Source organism: Staphylococcus sp. OJ82 (assembly GCF_000294465.1).
Lineage (GTDB): Bacteria > Bacillota > Bacilli > Staphylococcales > Staphylococcaceae > Staphylococcus > Staphylococcus equorum.
In genome coordinates, this window is sequence record NZ_ALPU01000003.1 from 220233 (window position 1) to 244815 (window position 24583).

General features: G+C 31.0%; 18 protein-coding genes and 3 pseudogenes. 16 read left to right on the forward strand and 5 right to left on the reverse strand.

What is annotated here, in order from left to right; genetic code table 11:
- Positions 1-134 precede the first annotated feature (134 nt).
- Entirely contained in the window at positions 135-461 is a 327-nt protein-coding gene (locus tag SOJ_RS03300) for a hypothetical protein (RefSeq protein WP_002506665.1), read from the reverse strand.
- Between the two features lie 441 nt (positions 462-902).
- On the opposite strand from SOJ_RS03300, the gene pgsB reads away from it, so the two are divergent.
- The 9 genes and pseudogenes from pgsB (at position 903) to SOJ_RS14860 (ending at position 11229) form a co-directional block, all read left to right on the forward strand.
- Entirely contained in the window at positions 903-2060 is a 1158-nt protein-coding gene (pgsB, locus tag SOJ_RS03305; protein WP_002506666.1) for a poly-gamma-glutamate synthase PgsB, read from the forward strand.
- Between the two features lies 1 nt (position 2061).
- Positions 2062-2514: a poly-gamma-glutamate biosynthesis protein PgsC gene (pgsC, locus tag SOJ_RS03310; RefSeq protein WP_002506667.1), complete on the forward strand. Its 453-nt coding sequence runs from the start codon at positions 2062-2064 to the stop codon at positions 2512-2514.
- A gap of 14 nt (positions 2515-2528) precedes the next feature.
- Positions 2529-3599, forward strand: a complete 1071-nt coding sequence (locus SOJ_RS03315) for a CapA family protein (RefSeq protein WP_002506668.1) — start codon at positions 2529-2531, stop codon at positions 3597-3599.
- On the forward strand, positions 3589-3747 hold the full coding sequence (locus SOJ_RS14545; RefSeq protein WP_002506669.1) for a hypothetical protein: 159 nt from the start codon (positions 3589-3591) through the stop codon (positions 3745-3747). The genes SOJ_RS03315 and SOJ_RS14545 overlap by 11 nt, the downstream gene beginning before the upstream one ends.
- Positions 3748-3749: 2 nt before the next feature.
- Positions 3750-5399, forward strand: a complete 1650-nt coding sequence (locus tag SOJ_RS03320) for a gamma-glutamyltransferase (RefSeq protein WP_002506670.1) — start codon at positions 3750-3752, stop codon at positions 5397-5399.
- 388 nt (positions 5400-5787) lie between these two features.
- Positions 5788-6504, forward strand: coding sequence for a D-ribitol-5-phosphate cytidylyltransferase (locus tag SOJ_RS03325; RefSeq protein ID WP_002506671.1), 717 nt, complete (start codon positions 5788-5790; stop codon positions 6502-6504).
- Positions 6497-7525 carry an alcohol dehydrogenase catalytic domain-containing protein gene (locus SOJ_RS03330; protein WP_002506672.1) on the forward strand — a complete coding sequence of 343 codons (1029 nt, stop codon included), beginning with the start codon at positions 6497-6499 and terminating at the stop codon, positions 7523-7525. The genes SOJ_RS03325 and SOJ_RS03330 overlap by 8 nt, the downstream gene beginning before the upstream one ends.
- A gap of 127 nt (positions 7526-7652) precedes the next feature.
- A pseudogene (tarL, locus tag SOJ_RS03335) lies at positions 7653-9355 on the forward strand (teichoic acid ribitol-phosphate polymerase TarL).
- 150 nt (positions 9356-9505) lie between these two features.
- A pseudogene (locus SOJ_RS14860) lies at positions 9506-11229 on the forward strand (glycosyltransferase).
- A gap of 106 nt (positions 11230-11335) precedes the next feature.
- Here the strand turns inward: SOJ_RS14860 and SOJ_RS03345 are convergent.
- Positions 11336-13306: a helix-turn-helix domain-containing protein gene (locus tag SOJ_RS03345; RefSeq protein WP_238536964.1), complete on the reverse strand. Its 1971-nt coding sequence runs from the start codon at positions 13304-13306 to the stop codon at positions 11336-11338.
- Positions 13307-14746: 1440 nt separating this feature from the next.
- Here SOJ_RS03345 and SOJ_RS03350 point away from each other — a divergent pair.
- Positions 14747-15421 (forward strand): haloacid dehalogenase type II, encoded by a 675-nt coding sequence (locus SOJ_RS03350; RefSeq protein ID WP_002506678.1) that lies wholly within the window; start codon positions 14747-14749, stop codon positions 15419-15421.
- Positions 15422-15652: 231 nt separating this feature from the next.
- Here SOJ_RS03350 and SOJ_RS03355 read toward each other — a convergent pair whose 3' ends face one another.
- Complete coding sequence (locus SOJ_RS03355) at positions 15653-16156, reverse strand: GNAT family N-acetyltransferase (protein WP_002506679.1); 504 nt, start codon at positions 16154-16156, stop codon at positions 15653-15655.
- Positions 16157-16392: 236 nt separating this feature from the next.
- Here SOJ_RS03355 and srtA point away from each other — a divergent pair, with 236 nt between their 5' ends.
- Positions 16393-16992, forward strand: a complete 600-nt coding sequence (gene srtA / locus SOJ_RS03360; protein WP_002506680.1) for a class A sortase SrtA — start codon at positions 16393-16395, stop codon at positions 16990-16992.
- A 124-nt stretch (positions 16993-17116) separates the two neighbouring features.
- Here the strand turns inward: srtA and SOJ_RS03365 are convergent, their stop codons facing one another.
- Positions 17117-17785: an N-acetylmannosamine-6-phosphate 2-epimerase gene (locus SOJ_RS03365; RefSeq protein ID WP_002506681.1), complete on the reverse strand. Its 669-nt coding sequence runs from the start codon at positions 17783-17785 to the stop codon at positions 17117-17119.
- A gap of 165 nt (positions 17786-17950) precedes the next feature.
- Here SOJ_RS03365 and SOJ_RS03370 point away from each other — a divergent pair, with 165 nt between their 5' ends.
- Positions 17951-18748 (forward strand): MurR/RpiR family transcriptional regulator, encoded by a 798-nt coding sequence (locus tag SOJ_RS03370; RefSeq protein ID WP_002506682.1) that lies wholly within the window; start codon positions 17951-17953, stop codon positions 18746-18748.
- Positions 18749-18853: 105 nt separating this feature from the next.
- Here SOJ_RS03370 and SOJ_RS03375 read toward each other — a convergent pair whose 3' ends face one another.
- Positions 18854-19726 (reverse strand): ROK family protein, encoded by an 873-nt coding sequence (locus SOJ_RS03375; RefSeq protein WP_002506683.1) that lies wholly within the window; start codon positions 19724-19726, stop codon positions 18854-18856.
- A gap of 262 nt (positions 19727-19988) precedes the next feature.
- On the opposite strand from SOJ_RS03375, the gene SOJ_RS03380 reads away from it, so the two are divergent.
- The 4 genes and pseudogenes from SOJ_RS03380 to SOJ_RS03395 all read left to right on the forward strand — a co-directional run bounded on the left by SOJ_RS03380 (position 19989) and on the right by SOJ_RS03395 (position 24503).
- On the forward strand, positions 19989-20870 hold the full coding sequence (locus SOJ_RS03380) for an N-acetylneuraminate lyase (RefSeq protein WP_002506684.1): 882 nt from the start codon (positions 19989-19991) through the stop codon (positions 20868-20870).
- Positions 20871-20895: 25 nt separating this feature from the next.
- A pseudogene (locus tag SOJ_RS03385) lies at positions 20896-22433 on the forward strand (sodium:solute symporter).
- A gap of 327 nt (positions 22434-22760) precedes the next feature.
- On the forward strand, positions 22761-23567 hold the full coding sequence (locus tag SOJ_RS03390) for a Cof-type HAD-IIB family hydrolase (RefSeq protein WP_002506687.1): 807 nt from the start codon (positions 22761-22763) through the stop codon (positions 23565-23567).
- A gap of 279 nt (positions 23568-23846) precedes the next feature.
- A complete protein-coding gene (locus SOJ_RS03395; RefSeq protein WP_002506688.1) occupies positions 23847-24503 on the forward strand; it encodes an NAD(P)H-dependent oxidoreductase in 657 nt (218 codons plus the stop codon).
- The last annotated feature ends 80 nt before the right edge of the window (positions 24504-24583 follow it).

The window sequence follows — 24583 nt, forward strand, 5'->3', positions numbered from 1 at the left end:
ATCAATCTAATTATATCTGAAGATTCAGACTAATTAAATTTTAAAGTATCGAAATAGGAGATGGATAATAAAGACGAATTTTATTTGAGTTTTTAGTTATATTTTGAGCACATATCGTATATTTAACAAAAAAATCATACAGGGCTCTTAGATAAAGTGCGATCTAGGGACCCTGTATGAGTATTAACATTGTGTGATAAAGCTTCTGTGTTTAATGGTTTAGTAAGACTAGATTGTAATTCATCAGGTACGCTATTACTTTCAGTTGTTGTCTTTTCAGGTGAAGATTCATTATTGTATTCTACATTTTCAATGTTTGTAGGATTGGCAGTATCTAATACTGCACCCTTCATATCATTACCTTGAATACTTCCAATTAAAATCAAAATGAGATAGCTACAAGTGATAAGAAATACAACAACAAGATATATAGAAACTACTAATTTAACAGATTTACTCATAAACTGCCTCCTAGATAGATTTATTGCTCCCTACACATATAAGATAACATTTGAATTTTAATAGCATGTTAAGAAGTAGTAAATATTATATATTTGTTTATGGCAAAAAATCCCCCATTACTAAATTAAATTAAATTTTTTCGAAAAAAGTATTTATTTTTTCTAAAAATAAAAATGCCATTATATAAGGGTTTATAAAGATAAAAGATAAATATTACATGTTTTGTAAATTTGAATTTACGAATAATTAATCTATACTTCAAACAATTTATATTAAATCAATAACTACATGGTAGGATAACGGTATTGATAGGTAGGAATTGTTTAAATGTTGTGAATGCTATTTTTAGTTGATACATCTTCACTATGTATTAATAACATGATTAACCTGCTTTGATATTTACATAAAATTAAATACGCTGCTGAAAAGAGGGATAAAATTTGCTACTCATCATCATATGCGTAGGTCTAATTCTTTGGCTAGGTATTGTTGAGAAAAAACAACATTCCTACAGATTAGAAAAAGTACCGATACGCATAAATATAAATGGTATAAGAGGTAAATCTACTATAACTAGATTGATTTACAGTACACTACGTGAGGATGACTACCGAGTTATAGGTAAAACTACAGGAACAGATGCACGTATGTTGTATTGGTTTACACCAAGAGAGTATCCAGTTTATAGGAAGCCTCAAGGAGCAAATATCGGCGAACAACGTGATATTATTCGCAAAGTTGTAAAACAAAAAGCCAACGCCTTAGTAAATGAATGTATGGCAGTTAATCCAGATTATCAAATTACATTCCAAAAAGACTTAGTGAAAGCAAATATTGGTGTGATTGTAAATGTGATGGAAGATCATATGGATGTGTTAGGACCGACGTTAGATGAAGTTGCCGAAGCATTTACAGCGACCATTCCATACAAAGGACATCTTGTAGTAATGAAAGATGACTACACTAAATTTTTTGCTAAAGTTGCTAAAAAACGTAAAACAAAATTAATCGTTGTTGATAAAGAAGAGGTGCCCGAATCTTATCTAAGAAAGTTCGGTTACATTGTATTCCCAGATAATGTTGCAATTGCTATGGGTGTTGCCGAAGCAATGGGTATAGATCGAGATACAGCCTTGCGTGGCATGTTAAATGCACCCCCTGATGTTGGAGCGGTTGAAGTTAAATACTTTAACGCTAATAATTCAACTAACGTTTATGTTAATGCATTTGCTGCAAATGAACCGAAATCTTCAAAAGCAATATTAGACAAAGTTGAAACTTATAATTATCCTTATAAAAAAATTGTACTTATATTAAATTGTCGTTCCGACAGAATCGACAGAACAAGACAATTTTGTGAAGATTTTTTAAAGGATGTCGAATTCGATACATTAATTTGTACAGGTAAAAGTACTCAAATGGTCAACGATGTAATGGAAGGCCAGCCGAATAAGAAGTATTTAAACTTCGAAGGTAAAGATATAAAAGAAGTTGAGCGCGCATTATATAAAGAGTCTCAAAATGCCTTGATTTTCTGTGTTGGTAATATTCACGGACCAGGTAAAGAAATAGCGCAATATATAGAAGGGATCAAATAATATGATAGGTTCAGAGTTATATTTTTCATTATTTGTGGGCATTGTACTAAGTCTAATCTTTGCCGAAAAATTTGGTATTAGTCCAGCTGGATTAGTAGTACCAGGATATTTAGCGCTGATTTTTGATCAGCCGATTATGTTACTATCTGTACTCATTATTAGTTGCATTACATATTTCATTGTTAATCATGGTGTAAGCAAAATCGTAATTTTATATGGTCGTAGAAAATTTGCGGCAATGATACTTACTGGTATGGTATTAAAGTTTGTATTTGACATCATTTATCCCTTAACTCCATTTGAAATGGTGGAAATGTCAGGGATTGGCGTTGTTATTCCAGGTATCATAGCAAATACAATTCAAAAACAAGGTGTCATTATTACTTTATCTACATGTATGTTATTAACATGTATTACTTATGTCATCTTATTCTTTTATAGCTTTATCAATTAGTAAGGAGCATAAATATGAAGCAATCTAAACGATTTACTATAGAGGAACGGGTATTAAAATGGACGAAACGTCACAAAAAACGCAACTCTATATACACCGGCATTATTTTAATAGGGGCAATTGCACTTTTAATATTCACTATGTCATCACAAGAAGTTGAACCAGTTCAAGCTATGAAGAAAGCCAAAGATGATATAAGGATGACTTATTTAGGTAATATAGAAATGAATAAGCACATAAGGAAAAACAATATTAACGACACCTTTAGTCCGATAGAAAGTGTTTTAAATGCAAGTGATTATTCAACAGCAAGCTTAAAACTCACCAATTTTTCAGAAGATAGAAAAGCAAATATTAATAAAAATTTAGAGAATGTCATGTTTTTAAGGGGGTTAAATATTAAAAGTTTAAATATTATTAACCAGGTCACCGATAATATAACAGCGAGAGAGTTTAGTAGAGCGGTAGAAGGGCAGGCTGGTTATAATTACTTAACTGGAAATGGTTCGAATCCTATTAATAGTAAAACAGTACAACAAACAGTTAAAGGTAAAAAAATTGCCAATGTTTCGTTTACAGATGTTGAGTCTGATTACACTGACTCCTTGAAGAATACAACTTCAGTAAGTTTAGAACCGGATATTTATATTCCATTAATTAAAAAGTTAAAAGAGGAAAATGATTACGTTGTAGTCAATGTCGACTGGGGAATAACGGATGAACGTGCTGTTACAACGCGACAAAAGAAATATGCACATTCACTTGTTGATGCTGGTGCAGATGTAATTATTGGTCACAACTCAGTGATTCAACAGATTGAAAAATATAAAGGTACTAGTATTTTTTATAGTCTTGGTAACGTAACGTCTGAGGATTTTTTATCTAAGAATAAACAAGGCTTGGCTGTTCAACAAAATTGGAATGGTAAGGATTCAGAATTTATGGTAACACCAATTAAATCACAAGGCGGAAAAATAACAGAATCCAATCCTAACAAAGTGGAAGAAATTAAATTATTGAACAATATTGAAAGTAAAAGTGTAGATCTAAAAAAAGAGAATGGAGGTTACGTATATGAACATTAAAACACAATGGGTGAGTATTACAGTAGTTTCAATAGTATTAGTTATCTTTTTATTAATTGTATTTGCTCAAGCAAATGAAGGTTTAGATCAATATGAACAAAATGAACTTAAAACATCGCATCACCAATATTTGTCTAAAGGAGCTTAAGTATGAGTATTTATAATAAAAAAACGCTCATCGCAATCTTACTCCTTACTATAATTATTTCTTTTATCTTTTTTATAGCAACCAAAGAAGATAATTATAATAAAGATGAATTATATGAAAATAAGATTGCAGATCATGATCAGAACCCATCAGATGAAATTTACGGTGTTGCTTCGAATAATCCAATAGCAAGCCGTGTTGGGGAGAAAATTATTAAAGACGGAGGCAATGCTGTTGATGCTTCCATGGGTGTTTCATATGCATTAGCAATAACCGAGCCTCACTCATCTGGTTTAGGTGGCGGAGGCGCGATGTTAGCCTATGATGGCAAACCGAATGTTGCGCCAAAGCAATGGCAATACAAAGATATTTCATCGTTTAAATATGATGAGAAAGACGAAATAGGTACACCAGGCTTTGTACGTGGGATACATGATGCACATAAAGAAGCGGGTAAAATGGATGAAGAGAAAATTTTAAACTATGTGATTCCATTAGCAGAAGAAGGTTTTGAAGTTGATTCAGAATTAGAACGCAGTTTAAAATTATACGGTTCTGATGTTGATAGGGACTCACCATTTTTTGATGGTGATAAAACCAAAAGAGAAGGTGAAGTAGTTAAACAGCCAGAATTAGCTAAAACAATTAAAGGAATTAGAGATCATGGGCCAGATTATTTCTATGATAAAGTGGGGGAAAGTGTTTCTGATCAAGTAGATGAAGAAATAACTGAAAAAGATTTTAATAGTTATAAAACCACGAAAAAAGAACCGGTTAGCACAGATTATTTAAATACTAAAGTTTATTCTGCATCTAATCCATTAGGTGGCACACTGATGCTTCAAGGTTTAGAAATAGATAAAGCAACAAACAATCAAGTGCCGCAAAATACACAGTCTGCGCCAGAAAATGATCAAATAGACCCAAATAATCAAACTACCCCTAATAACCGTTTAGATTATATTACTGGTATTTTAAAATCGAGAGCACTTATGTATCGAAATAGAGATATAGTCAATGGACAAGATGAAGATTACGATGAATACTTATCTCAAGATTATTTATTAGGCAAACTAAATGAAGTGAACTTTGAAAGTAATTTCAATACAAATAATGTAGATAATACAAGTACAACACACTTTGTTGTAGTTGATAAAGAGGGCAAAGTAACAAGTACTACTAATACATTATCAAGTTTCTTTGGTTCAGGTGATTTTATGAAGGAAGGTTTCTATATGAACAACTCTTTATCAAACTTTTCTTCTGATCCTTTAAGTCCTAACCATGGTGGGAAGTATAAAACACCTAGATCATATACAGCTCCAAGTATAGTCGTGGGTCCTGATTATTATATGGGTATTGGGACGCCAGGAGGTAATAAGATTCCTACCACAACCAATGAAGTGCTGATAGATTATTTAAAAGGTAATGGCACGCTTCAAGAGTCAATAGATAAGCCACGCTTTTACAATGATGGCGGTACAGTATTTTATGAAAATGCTATGAGTAAGGCAGATGTTTCTATTTTCAAAAGTTTAGGTTTTAAAGTAGAAGAAAAACGAAATGATCCTAACTTTGGTAGTGTTCAAGCAGCACTTTACAATAAAAATGATAAGACTGTAGAAATAGGACACGATGTTGGTAATAGATAAAATAAGGCACAAGCTAAATGAGTTAGTTTAGTGAAAAAAACAAATTTGATGGCAAAAAATGAGAAGGTAGATTTCCTTAAATAGGAAATCTGCTTTTTTGCCATATCAATATTAAATAAGTTTAGGATATTAGTCGGAAATAAATTTTATAAAGTTCTGTGATATTTATTATAAAAGTAAAGATATGGTTTGGAATTAAAAAACTATATTAAATTGTGCATGGATAGATATAAGTAGAAAAAGACCATAATAGTTGGTAATATAATGTTTATATAATGCATTTTATGAGTTCAATACAAAAATGGGCTTATAAGATATGTTTATATAGCAAGGTATTTAATAATAAAATTTAAAAAGTAACAACAACAATTATATAGGAGGGAAATATATGATATATGCTGGTATTTTGGCTGGAGGTATTGGATCAAGAATGGGAAATGTTCCATTACCAAAACAATTTTTAGATTTAGATGGGAAACCTATTCTTATTCATACAGTAGAGAAATTCTTATTAACAAGTGAATTCGATAAAATCTATATTGCTACACCTCAAAAATGGATTTCTCATACAAAAGATACTTTACGTAAACATAATATTAATGATGACAGAATTAAAGTTGTGCAAGGCGGCGAGGACCGTAATGAAACCATTATGAGTATTATAGAAGCAGCAGAAGCTGAAAATGGTATTACTGATGAAGATGTTATTGTTACACATGATGCAGTTAGACCGTTTTTAACACACCGTATTATTAAAGAAAACATAGCAAGTGTTTTGAAATATGGTGCTGTAGATACTGTAATAACAGCTACTGACACAATCATCACATCAGAAGATGGTGAATCCATAAAGTCTATACCAGTTAGAAGTGAAATGTATCAAGGTCAAACGCCTCAATCTTTTAATATTAATTTGTTAAGAAATAGTTATAATGAGCTATCAAGTGACGATAAGAAAATTATGACAGATGCCTGTAAGATACTAGTTGTAGCAAACAAATCTGTAAGACTAGTTATGGGAGAATTATACAATATAAAAATAACGACACCTTATGATCTTAAAGTTGCTAACTCAATCATAAAAGGTGGGATGTCGAGTGATTAATCAAGTATATCAACTCGTTGCTCCGAGACAATTTGAAGTAACATATAATAATGAAGACATTAAAAGCGATAAAGTTATTATAAGACCATTGTATTTGTCAATTTGCGCAGCAGACCAAAGATATTATACAGGTAGTAGAAATGAAAAAGTGCTGAAAAACAAGTTACCAATGTCATTGATTCATGAAGGTGTTGGAGAAGTTGTGTATGATAATAAAGGTGTGTTTGAGATTGGTACGAGAGTCATCATGGTGCCTAATACACCAGTAGAAAAAGATGATGTTATAGCTGAAAATTATTTGCCAAGCAGTAAATTTAGATCTAGTGGTTTTGATGGATTTATGCAAGATTATGTATTTATGGATCACGATAGAGTCGTTGAAATAGATGATAGTATAGAAGATTTAAGTACAATTGCTTACTCTGAATTAGTCAGTGTAGCTTGGCATGCAATTCAACGTTTTGAACGTAAATCAATTGCATATAAAAATAGTTTTGGTGTATGGGGAGATGGAAATTTAGGTTATATAACAGCTATTTTACTTCATAAACTATATCCAAATGCTAAAATTTATGTTTTTGGTAAAACGGATTACAAATTAAGTCATTTTTCATTTGTAGAACATATATATCACATTCATGAAGTTCCAGAAAATGTCTCATTTGACCATGGTTTCGAATGTGTAGGCGGTAAAGGAAGTCAGTCAGCGGTGAATCAGATTATTGATTTGATTTCGCCAGAAGGGACAATTAGTTTGTTAGGCGTAAGTGAATATCCAATAGGAATAAATACACGTCTTGTACTAGAAAAAGGTATAACGATGTTTGGTAGCAGTAGAAGTGGTGCACAAGATTTCAGAGATGTTGCTCAATTTTATAAAGACAATCCTGATGTCGTTGAAAAATTAGCACTTCTAAAAGGTAATGAATTTGATATTAAAACAATAAATGATGCGGTAAAAGCATTTGAAACAGATTTATCCACATCATGGGGTAAGACTGTGCTTAAATGGACAATGTAAAGAACAATTATATATAAAGATAACTGAAAATTCAATTTATATTTATTTTTAATTATTTTAAATTAGTTATTAATATCGGTTTTACGGTTTTAAATCTAATTAATTGAACAAGAGAGGGTTTTTGAAATTGAGCAAATCTAAAATAATAATTGATGACATCTATTGGGAGCGAATTCAATTATTTATTGAAGGTCACGTTAACGATATTGAGCTTAACAAGAAAAATTTTGTTTTGCGAAATTTGACTGAAACTAAAGAATTAGCAGCAAATGATGTGAAGATTGAAGGAAACAAGTTTAAAGCACGCTTTAATGTGGCGATTTTAGATGATGGAAACTATCTTCCGTCTGGTGAATATCTCATTGTCTATAAAGACGATTTTGATTATATTGCACATATCAATGAAACATTACTGAATCCTGATAGTTATGAATTAGATGATACACAACTAGAAGAATATGCAGCAGAAGAAACACAAAATGGAAAAAATAATTATCTTTTGACGCATTATGAGTTCGTATTTAAAAAAGGCGGCAATTCTAAGAAAACAGAATATATTGTTCAGCCAATGATTTCAAGCGAAGTAAATGAATTTGTATTAAATATTGATTTTAAAGCGCCTTTACCAAAAGTAAATCCAGTTAAGAAAAAAATGATAGATTTGCGTTTGAAATACAATAGATACTCTTTTAATGTGCGTAATTTTGTATTTCAATCTATATTTAAAGTAACTAAATTTTTCCACTTAAAAAAAGGCAATACAGTATTATTCACTTCTGATTCAAGAGAATATATGTCAGGTAACTTTGAGTATGTATATAATGAAATGTTACGTCAAAATTTAGATGAAAAGTATAAAATTCATGCCTTGTTTAAATCGAATATTTCTGCAAGAAGAAATTTCATTGATAAGTTTAAGTTTCCGTTTTTATTAGGTAAAGCAGATTATATTTTCGTAGATGATTTTCATCCACTATTATATACAGTACAGTGAAGTTTAGAAAAAGCCAAGAAATTATACAGGTTTGGCATGCAGTAGGTGCCTTTAAAACAGTTGGATATAGCCGTACTGGTAAAAAAGGTGGGCCGTTCTTTAATTCCGTCAACCACAGAAATTATACAAAAGCCTTTGTCTCATCTGAAACAGATATTCCTTTTTATGGGGAAGCGTTTGGCATTAAAGAACAGAATATTATACCAACAGGTGTGCCTAGAACAGACATTCTTTTCGATGAAAATTATGAAAGAGAAATTGTAGCTGAAATGGAGCAAGATTTACCTATCATTAAAGGTAAAAAAGTTATTCTATTTGCACCAACATTTAGAGGCAGTGGCCACCACACAGCACATTACCCATTCTTTAAAATAGACTTTGCGAGATTTGCGCGTTATTGTCGTGAAAATAATGCAGTTGTGCTGTTCAAAATGCATCCATTTGTGAAAAACAGACTAAATATACCTAGAGAATATGAACAATATTTTGTAGATATATCAGATTTTAGAGAAGTTAATGACATTCTATTTGTTACAGATATATTGATCAGTGATTATTCTTCTCTTGTATATGAATTTGCAGTATTTAAACGTCCAATGCTCTTTTATGCATTTGACCTTGAAGACTACATTACTTCGCGTGATTTTTATGAACCTTATGAACCTTATGAAACTTTTGTTCCAGGTAAAATTATCGAATCATTTGAAGATTTAATTACGGCATTAGATAATAGCGATTACGAAGTAGAAAAAGTATCACCTTTCTTAGACAAACATTTTAAATATCAAGACGGGCGCTCAAGTGAACGTTTAGTAAGAAATGTATTTGGAAGTTAACTTATAGTACAACTAAAATAATAAGATCAATATAGTGAGTTAAGTACAATGATAAATAGACTGATGGTAAGATATAGCGTATATTTTATTTGCTATTAAACTAAGTATATTGCATTGTATCTTAGCTCACTTTTTATGAGGTGAAATAAAGTGAAATTTTCAATTATAGTACCAAGCTATAACTCGGAAAAATATATTGAAGAGTTATTAAACAGTCTAAAAAATCAAAAGTATGATAAAAAGGATTTTGAAGTGATAGTTGTTGACGATTGTTCAACAGATGACACAGTAAAAATTGTAGAGCCATATAAAGATAAGATGAATTTAATTGTGAAAAAGCTTGATACTAATTCAGGTGGCCCAGGTAAGCCAAGAAATACAGCACTACAAATTGCTCAAGGAGAATATGTATTTTTTGTAGACTCTGATGATTATATTAATAACGATACGTTAAAAGATGTGTCTAAATTTGTAGATAACAATAATGCAGATGTGGTATTAGTAAGAATGGAAGGTGTAAATGGTCGTGGTGTTCCAAGGTCTATGTTTAAAGAAACAAGTGACTCTGTGACACTGGAAAATTCGAGGATTATATATACACTAGGTCCTACTAAGTTCTATAGAACATCGTTATTACGCAATAATAATATTGATTTTCCAGAAGATTTGCGTAGCGCTGAAGATCAACTATTTACAATGAAAGCTTATCTCAATGCGGATAAAATAGCTGTACTAGCTGATAAACCTTATTACTATGCTGCAAAACGTGAAGGCGAACATATGAGTTCAGCCTACGTTTCACCAGAAGATTTTTACAAGGTCATGTCATTGATAACAGAAGCAATATTAGACAGTCCTTTAGATAATAAACATAAGGTGCTAGGTTATTTTATAGATCGTCATTTCTCCTTCTCAAGAACTAATAATTTTTCTCTGAAAATAGCCGATGATAAAAAGAAGTATGGATGGATGCCTTAGGTGACTTTATTCAAAAAGTACCTTCAGAAGTAGATGAATTAGTAAACGATTCCTTGAAACCATTGTTGTATTACGCACGTCTAAAAGATATGAAACATTACCAAAAGGTTGAAGAAAGTTATAAAAATGGTCGCTTTTATAACTATAATGCACACCAAGGAGAACTGGAAATACAATTTGGTGAAAATGAGCCGTTTTTCAAATTCAAACAAGTGATTAAACCTGATTTAAGAATGTCACATTTTAAATTTAATGATAAAGGATTTGAAATAGAGCTAGAATTCTTAAAATCAATCATTAATCCTAATCATGTTGCGACAATGATTCAATTAAAGCTTGTTTCTCGAAACAAAAAAGAACTGATTTATGTACCGTTAGCAATTAACGATCAATCTCGCTTTAAATTTAGTGCGTCGATGAATGATATAATCCCATACTTGGTGAAAGAAAAGGTTTGGGATGCCTTTTTAGAGATGAGAGTAGATAATATGATTGTTGAAAAACGTATTGGTAGTAAACGTGCAAAATACCCTTATGAAGTAGAGACAAGTACAATTGCAGAAAGTAATAATAAATATTATCGCTTTACGCCATACTTCACGAAAGATTTTGATAACCTGTCATTCTATGTAACTAATAATAAACTGTATGACATGTTAGAAGTTACTTCTAAAGATAGTAAAACAATACAATTACGTAGCTTAAAATTCAATTACTTATTATCGGAAGGGATGACAGCACTTATGTTGCCTAAACGCTTCACTTATGGTTATTTAAACAGTTTAAACACAAACGATAAGATGACATATGATTTAACTGTGCATGAGAAAGTGAAAGCAAGCGAACTTAAAAAGAACTTTAGAATTGAAACGCCGCATTTAATCTTAAAGTATTAATGATATATTAGTCTATCTTTAAAGACGTTTAAGCTTAAACTCAAAATTTAATAGATGACTGTTAGAATTCTACGGAAATCTAACAGTCATTTTTTTTACAATATAATTATTTTATGGGGATCATGAAATACAAAAGTGAAGAATTAGAAACTGTTAATACCATAGGTTCTTTATGAGCATGCATATTTAATTTTGCTAATGGATAGTTGGTATTATTTATTTGTTTCAGTATTGCAGGATTAATATATTTCTGGTTGAGCTTGTGAGGTACCAATTGTGAAACCATACCATGGTCACGGTTAAGTAGACGCGTAAATACAGGGAAATCGTTGGAGAAATTATGGTTAATATTGACCTCTACGTATTTATGAGTCTGATTGCTTTGATTATTAAACAATAAAAAATGATAATGGTTTTTTGTTTTAGCTATGATTCCATAAGAAAGCAATGCAACTTGATTATTGAGAAAAGGCTTTAATAAACTATAAACATGAACGATAGGCATTACGCTTTGATGGTGATTGATAAGCATAAAGTGCTCTTTATCATCTGTATAATAGGCATAGCCAAAGCCAGCGATGTATTGATTCAGTTCAATCAATAATTCAGACAATAATATATGTGTAGCATCAGTCTCATTATTGAAATAAACTTTTAATGCATTATGGGTTATTTTAGCGAAAATTAATTTTTTTGAATGTTTTATCCCCATTTTATGAAGGAACAGCGCTATATTTTGTTTTAAAGTATTTTCTGATTTAGAATAAGTTGATTTTTTTGAAATTAAGTTTCCAAATGTAATCAAGTCATGGTTAATGTAAAAATAATCTACTTGTAATGCATTAATTTTCTTAATGATGTGAGTGAGGTTATGACCATATTCAATAAAAGGATCTATAACGATTCCTGTTTTTAACAAAGGAAATTGGTGATTTAATCTTTTGATGAGGCATTGCATATCTTTAATAGAACTGGTTTCAAGTTCAAATAATAGAGTTATTTGCTCTAAGCAATTTTTAGTATTAAGCGTTTCTTTCAATACTTTAAGTACATGATAATCAAATGTTTGCACTAAATTTAAAGTTGTAATTTTAAATGTTAAATCATATCCTTGAGTAATTAAATATTTAATTGTATCAAATAACTGTTGAGTATCTAAATCATTTAAGTACACAAAGTCTGTATTTTTAATTAAAAAGTTTACTTTAGAGAAGTTGGAATAAATATTATTTTGTATAGCATTGTAATTAAATTTTAATAAGTCTTGTAAATTATCTATCCGAATAACCATAAAAGTATCATGGAAGCGTTGATTAAAAGATAGGTCAGCCAGATTTAAAGTATATGGTATTTCTGTTTGATTGCGAGAATAATAATAAATATCCGAAAAATATTTGGATAAATTAGGTTCGTTGATTGCTATTTGATAAGGATCGTTGAAATACCCTTTTCTAAATTGATAAATATACCTTTTAGGAGGTACACCAATATAATGTTTGAAATGTTTTGAATAAGTACTCACATTCATGAACTTATATTTTGTTGCTACATCGTGAATCGCTTTATTATCCTGTATTAAATCAAAGACTGATAAAGCAATTTTCAATGAACTTATATATTGTTTGAAATTCATAGTTAATATTTTTGAGAATAAAATAGAGATATAGGATTGTGAAATGAAAAATGTTTTGGATACTTGCTTAGTAGTTAAAGTGTCATAGATATTTTTATGGATATATTGTGTTAGGCGATAAACTAGTGGGTGGTTTGTGTATAGAGGTGGTAAATAATTATATTGTAATGTCACTTTTGCTTCTTTTAGTAAAAACTCGATTATATTAGAAATATAGTAATTCATTAAATTTTTGTCTTGAGCATTATTTTGGAGCTTTTGTAAAATTAAATTTTTGAATTGCTCTACATAACGTATTTGATTAAAGTCAAAAAATGAATGCGATAAACATGCATCTTTTTCAATAAATAGAGGTAATGGGATATCTAGTTCAAGAAGATCTTGAACATCAATCATTTGATATAAATCAGCATTATTAATTATAACGCCATTTTCTATCCTCATAATTGAGCCATTCAAATTAATTTTACATGGCTTCCCTAACGGAAGAAGTATAATAACCTTATTTATACAGCGTGTTAATTCAGTTGTGTAATGACTTCTAATAGATAAAGAACTTATCACAAATATCACCTTTGCCTAAATATAAACCGATTGCTTTATAGTAATAACGCTATTGTACAACTGTGACATGAAAAAATGTTCGAATATCAAACAAGATTAATAAATGGATATCTTAAAGAAATAATTAGTCGTTCAGACAAATGATTTATTAATGGAGAATTGGAATTCATTAAATTTATTGGGCTTTAAATTAATAAATAAGATATTTCATTTAGAACGTGAAAATTTGAGGTTAGTTACAAATAAATGGATTTGTATATAATTTTTAAACATAAGCTAAATATATGCAATAAACATAAAAATGATGATACAAATACTTCTGTTTTAAATTAAAGTGAGAGAAAGTAGTAAATAATGAAAAAGAAGGAGTTTGTTGCACTTAAAAATAAGGATGACGTGCTAACCTTATGATTTATTTAGAAGGATAATAAAGGGAACAGTGAACAATACAAGAAGATCTAAAACCACAGCCTGAAAGTGATTTTAGATCTCTTGCAATGGGCCATATTGAAGTATATGCTCATTTGCTGAGAATCATGTTGATACGCTTTATTAAAACGGGTGCATAAAGTTTAATTCTGGGAATGGAATATAACTATGATAATAAACGGCACGATGATGGGCCTTTATATAAAACGCAAACACATTCTCTATAAATATTATATAACTAACAATGTAGTCTTACAATATAAAATGCATAAATAATAAAAATTTGAACAATGCAAATTAGGTTTGTTAAAATGGCTTAACTTTCTTGAAATTAACATAAGTTAGCACTTAATAATGAGAGAGAAATAATTTTTAGTAGAATCATTTTTGGTTAGCATATAAGTCTATAGATTTAAAAATTAAAATTGAACAGGTAATAAATAAAAACAAAGTAAATAAGCCATTAAATAAAGTATTTCTGAAGATTTGAAAGATGGTTATAGAGCTAAGTTTTTCCAAAAATATGGAGCCAGTTGTTTGGATTTCAAACAAATCAAGGGAGAACAGTATTAACGTGATAAAGACCATGTAGATTAAAGCTATAACAAAAAGATTTAATATATCAGACAAAAGTATTTTTTTCATAGTCACCAAGCTCCTCTCTTATTTCTCTATAACCGATTAAACAAAAAGTAATAGTAATATGTATAAATTTACCAAAACTTTATAAAAGTGATAAGCAGTCAAGTTATAGCGAACAATATAAATGTTGCATAAGAAAGAGCAAGAATTTAATAAATTAAGTTTAAATTTTAGGTCAAAACTGTTTAACATGCCAATATTGTGCTAAAGAGTAAGTAGTTTAGTTTTATCAAGAAGAGGAGGTTCAATATGTATAAAGCTATTATCTTTGATGTGTATGGAACAATCTTTGATATGTCATCCTTAGAAAATGATATGACTCAATTTGATGATGAATTAGCAGCATCAATTTCAAAACTATGGCGAAAAACGCAATTAAACCATATGTTTTTAAGACAAATTATGCAGCGCTATATTCCATTTGATTATTTAACTAAAGATGCTTTACGCTATGTACTGGATGAACATAAAATTCAGTATAATAGGGACGACATAAATCAATTATTTGATGCCTTTTTAGATTTAAATTATTTTAATGAAATTCCACGTGTACTTTCTAGTTTGAATGGAAAAGGTTTCGATATTGGTATACTTTCTAATGGCAATGATAGTATGTTAATGCCGTTAGTCGACAATTCAAAAATCAGTGACTATATAAATACTGTGATTAGTGTAGATGAGATTAAACAATATAAGCCAAGCCCTGCGAGCTATGCGTTAATATTAGAATATTATAAAATGACTAGAGAAGATATTTTGTTTGTGTCTTCAAACTCTTGGGATGTAACGGGAGCAGCTAATTTTGGTTTTGATACCGTATGGGTAAACCGTAAAGGAGAACAATATGATGATAATGGACAGTCGCCGACCATTACAGTGAATAATTTAAATGAAATGGCGAAGTGGTTAGAAATGAATAAATAAATATAATAATAAAACAGCCCTCAATTTTAGGGCTGTTCAGAGTGTCGACAAAGTTCACGACTTTGTTGGCATTTTTTATGGAGACAAAAAATGCCTGTAGTCTTTAGCTTATGCTTTTTTAACTAGTCAGGAGTCGGCCTAAATTACTGTAACTTTTCAATCAAAATCGATATATTAAATTTTAATTTCGTATATGACGTTGTCGAAGACAAATATTTGAAATGTATAGTATTATTTCAATGGCATAGTACTTAAATCTAATTGATAAAAGGCTAAATCAAGCCACTTATCAAATTTATAACCTACCTTATGTATGGTGCCTGAATGCGTAAAGTTAAATTTTTTATGTAAATAAATACTATAATCATTTGTAGCATCAATACCAGCAACTAATGTTTTATAGCCATTGCTGTGTGCCTGTTCAATGATTTCTGAGAGTAATTGAGAAGCAATACCTTTACCTCTATGGTGTTTATTAACGTAAATAGAATGTTCAATTGAGTATTGATAGGCAGGCCAATCTCGAAATGAACCATAAGTAGCAAAACCGATTGCTTCTCCTTGCTCTTCATATACGATGACAGGTTCATTATTGTTGGTCTTTTTTTCGAACCAAGCTTCTCGTGATTCTAGGGTTTGGGGATTATATGTATAAACTGCTGTAGTATTGAGTATAGCATCGTTATAGATGTCTAATATATTAGGTAAGTCGGATTGAACTGCGTTACGTATCATAGTATATCATCCTTTCAGTGATTTTTTGTGAAAATAATCCATAAGTGTAGTTAGAAAATCATTTATTTATATTTAACACCTAATATGATGAATACGCAATTTATTGTTATGAAAGTTAACATCTTAGATTATATAATAGACAATAACTTAGGAAAAGAATGTATAGCTTATTATGCGTTGTGCTATACTTATGTAGAATTCTATAATAATTAAAGCTAATAAAGGAGTTATAAAGCATGAAAAAATGGGGGAGCCGACTCATTTCACTTATTGGAGTATTGCTTATATTGGCAGCTATTTATATCTTTGCCAAGCCACATATTGATAATTATTTTACTGAGAAAGAGAACGAGGAAAAAGTTGAAACTTTCGATAAACAACATAACAAGAACCAACAAAAGCATGTTGAAATACCAAATGATAAATCAGAAATGGCGGGCTATATATCCGTGCCAGATGCAGATATAAAAACACCAGTTTATCCTGGACCAGCGACACCAGCACAACTTGAAAGAGGTGTGAGTTTTGCTGAAGCAGATGAGTCATTAGAAGATCAAAACATTGCAATTGCTGGTCATACGTTCACAGGTTCATCGACCTATCAATTTTCTAAATTGCCAAAAGCAAAAAAAGGAAGCAGTGTCTATTTTAAAACTGGTAATGAGGAAAAAACATATAAAATCACTAAAATATTTGACGTGAAGCCTGAAGATGTTGAAGTTCTAGAAGAACAACAATTAGATAAACAGCAATTAACTTTAATTACTTGTGATAACTATAATGAACAAACAGGTGAGTGGGAAGACCGTAAAATATTTGTAGCTGAAGCGACTTAAATGATATTAGTAATTGAAAAAAGACCGTATCGAGACGATTGTATTAAACTACTGTGATTGAACAAGAGTGTAGTTTAACGGCAAGCATGAGCTTGTAATAATCGCTTGATAACGGTCTTTTATATTATTGATCGATAACGTCGATAAAACGTTTTGTTATTTCTTTTGGACGCGTAATTGCTCCGCCAACGACAGTACAATGCACACCGAGATCAGTAACTGCTTTGAACATTTCAGGGGTGATGACATTACCTTCAGCAATAACTTTAGCATTAACATTTGCTAAAACATCTTTAAGAAATTGGAAATTATTTTCATATAAAATATGTCCTTTAGTATAAGAGGTATAGCCACGTAATGTAGTGCCTACATAATCGAAACCTAATTCGTCCGCGTATTGCGCTTCTTCAAGCGTTGAAATATCAGCCATAATTTCAATATTTGGTGCTGCTTGTCGTATATATGAAACAAGTTCTTGTAATGATTCTTTAGGACGTTGTTGTTTTGTAGCATCTAAGGCAATTACTTCACATTTACTTTCAATTAATTCATTAATTTCTTGACTTGTTGCTGTAATGAAAACGTCTGAATTATCGTAATCACGTTTAACGATACCGATGATTGGTAGGTTAACTTCTTTTTTGATAGCAATGATATCTTCTTTAGAATTTGCTCTAATGCCAACTGCGCCACCTTCGTATGCAGCTAGAGCCATTTTTGACATGATAAATGATGAGTGTAAAGGCTCATCAGATAAAGCTTGGCATGAAACAATTAATCCTTGTGGTAACATAATATTACACTCCATAACTTTAGTAGATTTAATATAAAAAATAATTTGTATCGACTTAGTAATTTTAATATAACATCAAGAAAATAATAATCAATAGTTTTTGTTGTTATGAAAAACATTTTCATATATACTTTAATTATTATTTATTTTGAAAGGGTGAAATTTATGAAATTTGAAAATCGTATTCAACGTTATCATCATTTATTTACAAAAACTGATAAACAAATTGTTGATTACATTCAAAATAATGATTTTGATGATACATTTTCCACAATTAATTCGCTAGCGTATGCTATTAAAACATCACCAGCGACCATTACACGCTTTAGTAATAAATTGAATTATGACAACTTTCAAGATTTGAAATTTAATTTACAACAAGAAATGACGGACAGGGTTATTGAGAACAGTCCACTGATTCAACGTATTCATAAGTATCATCAAGATATTATTCAACAAACAGGAGAGTTTATATCTGATGAAAAAATTCAGAGTTTTGTAAATCAAATTAATCGTAGCCGTCAAATTATTTATGCTGGGCTCGGTAGTTCAGGTTTATCTGCAACTGAATTTTACTATCGCATGATGCGTATGGGACTGAAGGGGAGCGTTTCTACAGATGCGCATCAAATGAAAATATTTGCGTCATTATTAACAGCTTCGGATACTTTTGTAGCTATTTCAAATAGCGGTGAGACTACAGAGTTAATTGCTGCTGCAGAAATTGCACATGAACGAGGTGCTTATGTGGTAGTCATTACAAATTATGAAGGAAGTCTTTTAACGCAATGCGCAGATTTGGTATTAATTACAACGGATCAATCTAGAATTAATGATACACAATTTATTAATACACAAATAGCGACGCTTTTCTTAATAGATATTGTCAGTTATTTATTGTTAGATGATAAATATATGAATAATGTTTATCAACAAACTAAAAAAGTGATTTTAAATGAATGATAACAACAGATAACCTGCGAAATGGAGTGCGTGACTTTTCTCATATTTACTGAATGACATATAGTCGTTCAAATTAAAGAAAACGCAGGATTTCACAGGTTATTTTTAAAATTTAGAAATTGCACCAAACAGTGAAGCATGATTTTGTGTACGTGTAGTTTGTATGGCTGCATGACCATATTGTGGAGGTAAGAATCTTTCGATTTTTGGTGTGATATATTTGAGTAATTGCTGGTCTTGGGAAGATATGCCGCCACCGATAAGAATTAAACCAGGATCATAGATGATTTGAATTTGTGCAATACCTTCGGCAACAGCTTGACTCCATTGATTAAGAATAGATAGTGCCAACGTGTCTCCTTGCTCAGCTAATTCAAATAGTTTAGGTACATCCTCTTCATAGGGAAACGCACGAGATAACATTAAAGATTTTAGTGCTGAAGTTGAGGCACGTTGTTCAAATGTTTTATTCTCTTCCGCGTTATATAATAAATAACCTATTTCATTTGCTCTATTACGTTCTCCATTGTATAACTGTAGCGTATCGTTATAAAAAGCGCCGCCAATCCCAGTACCTAGTGTAAGACAAAATATATTATCCACTTCATATTGGTGAAGACTAAGTTCACCGAGTAAGGCGGCATTCACATCATTAAAGACTTGTACTTGTGCATTCAGTGGTGCTAGTAAATGGTGAAAATTTGTGCCATTATAATTAGGTATCGTTGGTCCAGTGTAGACAACGATGCCATTTTCTTCATCAACAACACCAGCACTAGATATGCCTACTTGTAAGGGATTAAGATTGTATTTTTTTTGAAAACGTTCAACTAATGCGTATACAGTATCAACGATAAGATGATTAATATTGTCCGGTGTAGAAACTTTGTGATAATCTATAAAACTTAAATCTTCGTCTAAAACAGCCGCCTTAATTGCTGTTCCTCCGATATCAATTGCGACTTTATAATTTTCCATATGCCATGCCTCCTGTAACATCTTCTTATTATATGTATCATCTTTATATTTAAATGTGTAGTTATAACTACATTTGAAAATAATTTTCATAAAATATCGTAATAAATGATGAAACTTTTCAAAAAGCTATTGCCACTATTTATGGTAGCGTTTACAATTTGAGATGTAAATAGAAATCTATGGAAGATGATATATAGATCATAAAAGGTTATATACATTTTTTATAATAATAACTTAAGAAAAATAGATGGAGGGTTATCACATGGAAGAGAACTTAAAAGGTTTATATGCAGCGTTGTTAGTACCGTTTGATGAACAAGGTCAAGTGAAAGAAGAAGGATTAAAACAGATTGCTAAAAATGCAATTGAAACAGAAGGTTTAGACGGATTATATGTAAATGGTAGTTCTGGAGAAAACTTTTTAATAAATAAAGAACAGAAAAAACAAATCTTCAAACTTGCTAAAGAAGCAGTAAATGATGACGTGAAGATGATTGCACAAGTCGGTTCTTTAGATTTAAATGAAGCGATTGAATTGGGGAAATATGCTACAGAATTGGGCTATGATGCAATTTCAGCAGTTACGCCATTTTACTATCCTTTCTCATTTGAAGAAATTAAAGATTATTATTTTGAATTAATTGAAGCAACTCAAAACAATCTCATTATATATGCTATTCCTGATTTAACAGGTGTGAATATATCAATAGAGCAATTTGGCGAACTTTTTGAACATGAAAAAGTAATCGGTGTGAAATACACTGCACCAAACTTCTTCTTGCTCGAGCGTATACGTAAAGCATATCCAAACAAATTAATTCTTTCTGGCTTTGATGAAATGTTAGTCCAAGCTGCAATATCTGGGGTAGATGGCGCAATTGGCTCAACTTATAATGTGAATGGTAAGCGCGCTAGACAAATTTTTGAAAAAGCTCAAAATGGTGAAATTGATGAAGCTTATCAAATTCAACACGATACAAATGACATTATTGAAAATGTATTATCCATGGGTATCTATTCAACATTAAAAGAAATTCTAGCAACGCGTGGTATTGATGGTGGCCAACCTAAGCGCCCATTCAAACCATTTGATGAAAGTAATAGAAGTAAATTGGAAACATTAATCAAAAACTATAATTTATAAAACATCACACAAGGGGATGAAGTAAATGCAACAGGTAGGTTTTGGTACATGGAACTGGGTAGCAGTTATCGCTTATTTATTGATTATGTTATTAATTGGTGCATACTTTACCAAACGCGCAAGTCAAAATACAGATAGCTTCTTCACAGCAAGTGGACGTTTGCCGTCTTGGGAAGTAGGTTTTTCTATTTATGCAACCACTTTAAGTGCGATCACGTTTATGTCTACGCCAGAAAAAGCATTTCTAACTGACTGGTCTTATATTGCTGGTAATATTGCAATTGTAGCTATTATTCCACTGTTAATTTATTTTTATGTACCGTTTTTCAAAAAGTTAAATGTTACTTCTGCATACGAGTATTTAGAAGCACGATTTGGGCCGAGTGTCCGTATCATAGGTTCATTACTGTTTGTGTTATTTCATATAGGTAGAGTTGCAATTGTAATTTATTTACCTACATTGGCAATCACAGCAGTATCTGATATGAATCCTTATGTGGTTGCGAGTCTCGTTGGGATACTTTGTATCTTATATACCTTCTTAGGGGGCTTTGAAGGTGTAGTATGGAGTGACTTTATTCAAGGGGTCATCTTATTAGGCGGTGCCGCAGCAATTATCATACTAGGTGTATCACACTTACAAGATGGTATGGGCACACTTATATCAGATGCAATGGAAAATAAGAAAATTATTAGTGTAGATAACTGGAAATTAAATTCGGCAGCTGCAGCAATTCCTATTATTTTCTTAGGTAATATATTTAATAATTTACATCAATATACTGCGAGTCAAGACGTGGTACAACGTTACCAAGCGTCAGATTCGATGAAAGAAACGAAAAAAGCATTGTGGATGAATGGTGCTTTAGCGTTAATTTCTGCACCATTATTTTATGGTATGGGTACAATGCTTTATTCATTCTATAGCCATGAAAGTACTTTACCAGAAGGCTTTAATACGTCATCAATCGTACCGTATTTTATACTTACTGAAATGCCGCCGTTTGTTGCTGGAATATTAATTGCTGCTATTTTGCAGCCGCACAGTCAACGATTTCATCAAGCTTAAATTCAATTTCTGCTTGTTTATCTGTTGATATTAAACATAGATTTTTCGGCAAAGGTGAAGAAAAAAGCGAAGTCGCTTTTGCAAGAGGGATGATTATTTTAGCTGGTTTATTTGGTTTTGGAATGTCGCTCTATCTTATTGCAGCAGATTCCAATGATTTATGGGATTTATTCTTATTAGTTACAGGCCTTGTAGGCGTACCATTAGCAGGTGTATTTGCAGTTGGTATATTTACAAAACGTACAAATACATTTGGCGTAATTGTGGGACTAATTTTGGGAATCATTATTGCTTATATCTTTAATGGCGTAGGTGGAGGAAACTCACCATTCTTTGTTTCAATTATTTCATTTGTAGTTGCTTTTATCTTCTCTTATATTGTGAGTATTATTGTCTCAGGTGAGAAGAAAGATATTAAAGGCTTAACGATTTATGACATTAAAGAAAAATCTAATTATATTTCTAAAGTGCATGTTAAAAAACATAAAAGTTAAGCAGCATCATACAATTACTTAACTTAATTAAAATAACTGTTAAAGACATAATATAGCTTGAAATAAAAGCAAAAATCAGTACGTTGGAAGTATATAGACTGTCGAAAAAGTATTGAATTTTTCGGCAGTTTTTGTATTTATTTTCCATTATTTAAGCTATAGGAAAAAATATAAAATTAAATTACTTAAAAATGATTTTTTTAATAAGACAGTGAGCGTTTAATATTAATAATTAAATTACAATATATGATGAATTTACTTTGAATCACACTGTATAGTCGATATAATGTAAAGATATACATAAATAGGAAGATTTGAGGGGACATTATGATAAAAGCAATTGCGGTTGATATGGATGGAACATTTTTAGATTCCAAAAAAGGTTATGATGAAAAAAGATTTGAACAAATTTTTCAACAGCTCAAAGCACATGACATTAAGTTTATTGCAGCAAGTGGTAACCAATATGCTAAATTAAAATCTATTTTCGGACAACGTGATATGTTGTTTGTAGCTGAAAATGGAGCAGTTATATATGAAGGGGATACTTTATATGACTATGAAGCATTTGATAGAAGCTTTTATCAAAAAGTAATTGACTATTTAAACATTGAGCGTGGCATTGATAATTTGATTGTTTGTGGATTACGTAGTGCCTATATACTAAAAGATAATACAGAAGCGTTTAAAAAAGAAGCGCATTTTTATTATCGTCAATTAAAAGAAATTGAGTCATTTCAAGATTTACCAGATGATGAATATGTGAAAATAGCATTGAATATTGATAGAAAATCACACCCAACACTAGATGAAGACTTAAGTGCAAACTTTACTGAAGATTTAAAGCTTGTATCAAGTGGTCGAGACAGTATCGATCTTATTATACCTGGAATGACTAAAGGCCAGGCATTGCATCGTTTATTAAAGAAATGGGAATTAAGTCCTGATAGCTTGATGGCATTTGGTGACGCCAATAATGACTTAGATATGTTAGAGCTTGCAACACATAGTTATGTTATGAAAAATAGTGAAGATAAAACATTATTTGAAGTAGCAAATCACATTGCACCTACGAATGATGAACAAGGTGTGTTAACTGTAATTGAAGAAAAAGTATTAAGTGTACTGAATTAAATATATAGGAAAGCGGGACAGAAATCTTTAACTTTGCTGTATTTATGTGCCTTACGCTTAAACTGTCGACAAAATCGTAACTTTGTTGGCAGTTTTTTGTTTCTTTTTTACAGACATAATTTAGATAGTGCTATATAAATTTCATACTCGCTTGCCTAGGACACAGTCTTAATCGCTTATATTAGCCGTCGCAATTATATAAACATATTATTTCAATAAGAATTAGAAAGTAGCTATACTGATATATATAATTGATTTGAAAGGTAGGTCACTCAGGTTATGACACAAATGCAACAAACGATCTTAGATGCGTTTAATTTTAGACATGCAACGAAACGTTTTGACGCAAGTAAAAAAATAGAAGACAGTGATTTTAATACTATTTTAGAAGCGGGCAGACTTTCACCAAGCTCACTCGGATTAGAGCCATGGAAATTTGTTGTGATTCAAAATAGTGAGATTAGAAGCAAATTGAAAGAAATTAGTTGGGGTGCAAAAGGCCAGCTAGATACAGCAAGTCATTTTGTCTTAATCTTAGCACGCAAAAATGTTACAGCGAAATCACCATTCGTTCAACATATGATACGTGATATTAAAAAGTATAGTGAAGAAAGTATTCCAGCAACAGAAGAAAAATTCGAAAATTTCCAAACGAGTTTTCATATTAATGACACTGAACAAACATTGTTAGAATGGGCTAAGAAACAAACATATATTGCACTTGGAAATATGATGACGAGTGCAGTATTGTTAAACATTGATTCTTGTCCTATAGAAGGTTTTGATTTGGATGCAGTCACTCAATTCTTAGCTGAAGAAGGTATTGCAGATACAGAACACTTTGCTCCTTCCGTAATGGCAGCTTTTGGTTATAGAGAAACAGAATCTAAAGACAAAGTACGCCAGCCTCAAGCAGATGTTGTAGAATGGTTATAATAAATATTTGAATTTGTATAATAAATAAAACCTCCAAACTACCTACTTTTTGTAGAAGCTTTGGAGGTTTCTTTATATAC

Bases quoted from the DNA above. Each gene is read 5' to 3' on its own strand.
- SOJ_RS03315 (WP_002506668.1), top strand. From the start codon at position 2,529: ATGAAGCAATCTAAACGATTTACTATAGAGGAACGGGTATTAAAATGG.
- SOJ_RS03320 (WP_002506670.1), top strand. From the start codon at position 3,750: ATGAGTATTTATAATAAAAAAACGCTCATCGCAATCTTACTCCTTACT.
- SOJ_RS03300 (WP_002506665.1), bottom strand. From the start codon at position 461: ATGAGTAAATCTGTTAAATTAGTAGTTTCTATATATCTTGTTGTTGTA.
- SOJ_RS03350 (WP_002506678.1), top strand. From the start codon at position 14,747: ATGTATAAAGCTATTATCTTTGATGTGTATGGAACAATCTTTGATATG.
- SOJ_RS03355 (WP_002506679.1), bottom strand. From the start codon at position 16,156: ATGATACGTAACGCAGTTCAATCCGACTTACCTAATATATTAGACATC.
- SOJ_RS03365 (WP_002506681.1), bottom strand. From the start codon at position 17,785: ATGTTACCACAAGGATTAATTGTTTCATGCCAAGCTTTATCTGATGAG.
- SOJ_RS03390 (WP_002506687.1), top strand. From the start codon at position 22,761: ATGATAAAAGCAATTGCGGTTGATATGGATGGAACATTTTTAGATTCC.
- srtA (WP_002506680.1), top strand. From the start codon at position 16,393: ATGAAAAAATGGGGGAGCCGACTCATTTCACTTATTGGAGTATTGCTT.
- SOJ_RS03395 (WP_002506688.1), top strand. From the start codon at position 23,847: ATGACACAAATGCAACAAACGATCTTAGATGCGTTTAATTTTAGACAT.
- SOJ_RS14545 (WP_002506669.1), top strand. From the start codon at position 3,589: ATGAACATTAAAACACAATGGGTGAGTATTACAGTAGTTTCAATAGTA.
- SOJ_RS03325 (WP_002506671.1), top strand. From the start codon at position 5,788: ATGATATATGCTGGTATTTTGGCTGGAGGTATTGGATCAAGAATGGGA.
- SOJ_RS03345 (WP_238536964.1), bottom strand. From the start codon at position 13,306: ATGAGGATAGAAAATGGCGTTATAATTAATAATGCTGATTTATATCAA.
- SOJ_RS03370 (WP_002506682.1), top strand. From the start codon at position 17,951: ATGAAATTTGAAAATCGTATTCAACGTTATCATCATTTATTTACAAAA.
- SOJ_RS03375 (WP_002506683.1), bottom strand. From the start codon at position 19,726: ATGGAAAATTATAAAGTCGCAATTGATATCGGAGGAACAGCAATTAAG.
- SOJ_RS03380 (WP_002506684.1), top strand. From the start codon at position 19,989: ATGGAAGAGAACTTAAAAGGTTTATATGCAGCGTTGTTAGTACCGTTT.
- pgsC (WP_002506667.1), top strand. From the start codon at position 2,062: ATGATAGGTTCAGAGTTATATTTTTCATTATTTGTGGGCATTGTACTA.